At 67.9% G+C, this 2,467-nt stretch carries 1 protein-coding gene; it reads right to left on the bottom strand.

Annotated elements, in window-relative coordinates:
- Positions 1-46 precede the first annotated feature (46 nt).
- Positions 47-2,146 (bottom strand): glycosyl hydrolase family 18 protein, encoded by a 2,100-nt coding sequence (locus HMPREF3114_RS10140; protein WP_070489711.1) that lies wholly within the window; start codon positions 2,144-2,146, stop codon positions 47-49.
- Positions 2,147-2,467: the final 321 nt, after the last annotated feature.

The raw sequence follows: 2,467 nt of genomic DNA, 5'->3' as shown, positions 1-2,467 counted from the left end.
TCTACAGGTAGGAAGCCGGGGGCGCGCAGCGCCCCCGGCTTTTCCCTTATTTCAGGCCATCACTGACTGCCTTGGTCAGCGTGCCCTGCGCATCGTCACCGCTGAACTCCCATACGAACGCGCCGCCCAGGCCCTGGGTCTTCACGTAACCCATCTTGCGGGTGATGTTGGCCGGGGTGTCGAAGCTCCACAGCGTGCTGCCGTTGTAGATCCAGGTGGCACCGGCGGTGTTGTCGGTGTAGCCCGGCCACGCCAGGTTCTTCAGCACCTTCCAGTCCTCGATGCCGGCTTCATACGTGCCCGGGGCAGCACCGCTGGCGGTCTGGTACAGGCCGTTGTTGGCATTGGCCACGCCGGTCCAGCCACGCCCGTAGTAGCCGATGCCCAGGTTGAGCTTGGCGGCGGGCACGCCACGGCTGATGAAGGCCTCGATGGCGTCGTTGCTGTTGTACAGCTTCTGGTCGCCGGTGGACGGATCATTCGGCGAATCGAACAGCGCCGACTGGTGATTGGTCTTCGCATCCCACGCGCCGTGGAAGTCGTAGGTCATCACGTTGATGTAGTCCAGGTACGGGTGGTACGCCGCCGGATCTGTGACGCGGATCTTGTCGATGCCGGCACCCACCGCCACCGTCAGCAACAGGCCCGGACGCACCGCATCGAGCTGGCGGCGGAACTCGGCCATCAGCGCGGTGAAGTTGGCGTTGTCTTCCGGCTTGCCGCATTCGATGCCGCAGGCCACCGGGTATTCCCAGTCGATGTCGATGCCGTCGAACACGCCCAGCGCCGCACCGGCGCCGCCGGCACCGTCGGTCACCGGCAGGTTGCCCTTGATGTAGGCGTCGATGCACGAGGCAACGAAGGCCTGGCGGTTTTCCGGGCGCGCCGCGCTGGAGAAGCCGCGCGACCAGGTCCAGCCACCCAGCGAGATCAGTACCTTCAGGTTCGGGTACTTGGCCTTGAGCTGCTTGAGCTGGTTCCAGTTGCCGCGCAGCGGCTGGTCCCAGGTATCGGCGCTGCCGCTGACACTCTCGGCGGCACTGAAGGCCTTGGTGTAGTCGGCGAAGGCATCGCCACCGGCACCGCTGTTCGGATCCGACGGCTGGGTGATGCCGACTTCGCAGCGGTTGTTGCGCACGTTGCCGAACGCGTAGTTGATGTGGGTCAGGCGCGCCGCCGAACCGCTGCTGTCGATGTTCTTGACCCGGTAGTTGCGGCTGTAGATGCCCCACTGGGTGAAGTAACCGATGACCCGCTTGCCGGTGGTGCCGCCGTCGCCGGCCAGCGTGGTGGCGCTGATCTCGGTGCCCTGCGCCGACGCGTTGCCGGCATTGTCGCGCGCCCGCACGCGGTAACGGTAGGTGGTCGATGCGGTCAGCCCCCCATCCACATAGCTGGCACTGGACGGCGAACCGACCAGGCTTCCGTTACGGTACACGTCATAGCCGGCCAGGCCACTGCCACCGGTGTTGTCGGTGGATGGGCTCCAGCTGAGCGCGATGCTGTTGGCAGTGCGCGTTCCGGCCGCCAGCCCGCCGGGCACGCTCGGCGCGGTGGTATCGCCACCGGCAGCGTTGACGGTGATGGTGATGGTCGCGGTGCTGCTGGTGGCGTTGTTGTTGTCGGTAGCGACCGCACGCAGGGTGTGGCTGCCGGCGCTGGCATTGGTCCAGCTGGCCGCATACGGCGCACTGGTGGCCACGCCGAGCGTGCTGCCGTCGCGGAAGAATTCGACCTTGGCGACGCTGCCGTCCGGATCGCTGGCGGTGGCGGTCACGTTGACCGTGCTGCCGGCACTGAAGGTGGCGCCGTTGGCCGGCGAGGTCAGGCTGACCACCGGCGGCTGGTTGGTGCCGCTGCCATCGCAGGCACCGAGGTTGGTGTAGTAGGGCGCACCGGCCGGATGGTCCGGTGGCGCGTTCCAGATGTCCTGGTTCGCCCGATAGAGGACGCCTCCTTTCTGCAGGGTATCGCCGGCCCGGTAGATCTTGGCCTGGTCCCACTGGGCCACGCCGGCACAGCTGGCAGCCTGCGCCAGGCCGGGCAGGGCGGCGCTGCCGGCGGCCAGGGCAAGCAGCCAGGCCAGATGGCGGGGACGACAGCTTCGGGTCGAACGTTCGGCACTGCGCACAATCGGGTCGTACATGGGTGAGTCTCCGATCAAAGGGCGCGCGGGCCCCGATGGCGCCGCGCGTGACGCAGGTCCGGGCATCGCCCGGGAAGGCGACGGAGGGGCCGGACGGAGGCACCTGGGAGGCCGGGGAGAGAGTCCGGCGCCAGGTGGGGACAACGTTGTCATCAATTGCGTGGTCAATCCGTGAGCAAGCGCATGGTTCGGCGATTTGGGCGGAAAGCGGCGCTGCGCGCGGTCGGCGGCCATCGGCGGAGCCCCCTCGTGGCTGGGGCTTGCCGCGAACAGCGGATTTCTGGGGGTTGGCCGGGCGGGTGGGCTGCGCAGGGGGCGCTG

The sequence above is a fragment of the Stenotrophomonas sp. HMSC10F07 genome (genome assembly GCF_001807895.1).
GTDB lineage: Bacteria > Pseudomonadota > Gammaproteobacteria > Xanthomonadales > Xanthomonadaceae > Stenotrophomonas > Stenotrophomonas sepilia.
Note: the sequence above shows the minus strand (reverse complement) of the source record. Positions and strands in the feature narration are given on the sequence as shown.

Bases quoted from the DNA above. Each gene is read 5' to 3' on its own strand.
- HMPREF3114_RS10140 (WP_070489711.1), bottom strand. From the start codon at position 2,146: ATGTACGACCCGATTGTGCGCAGTGCCGAACGTTCGACCCGAAGCTGT.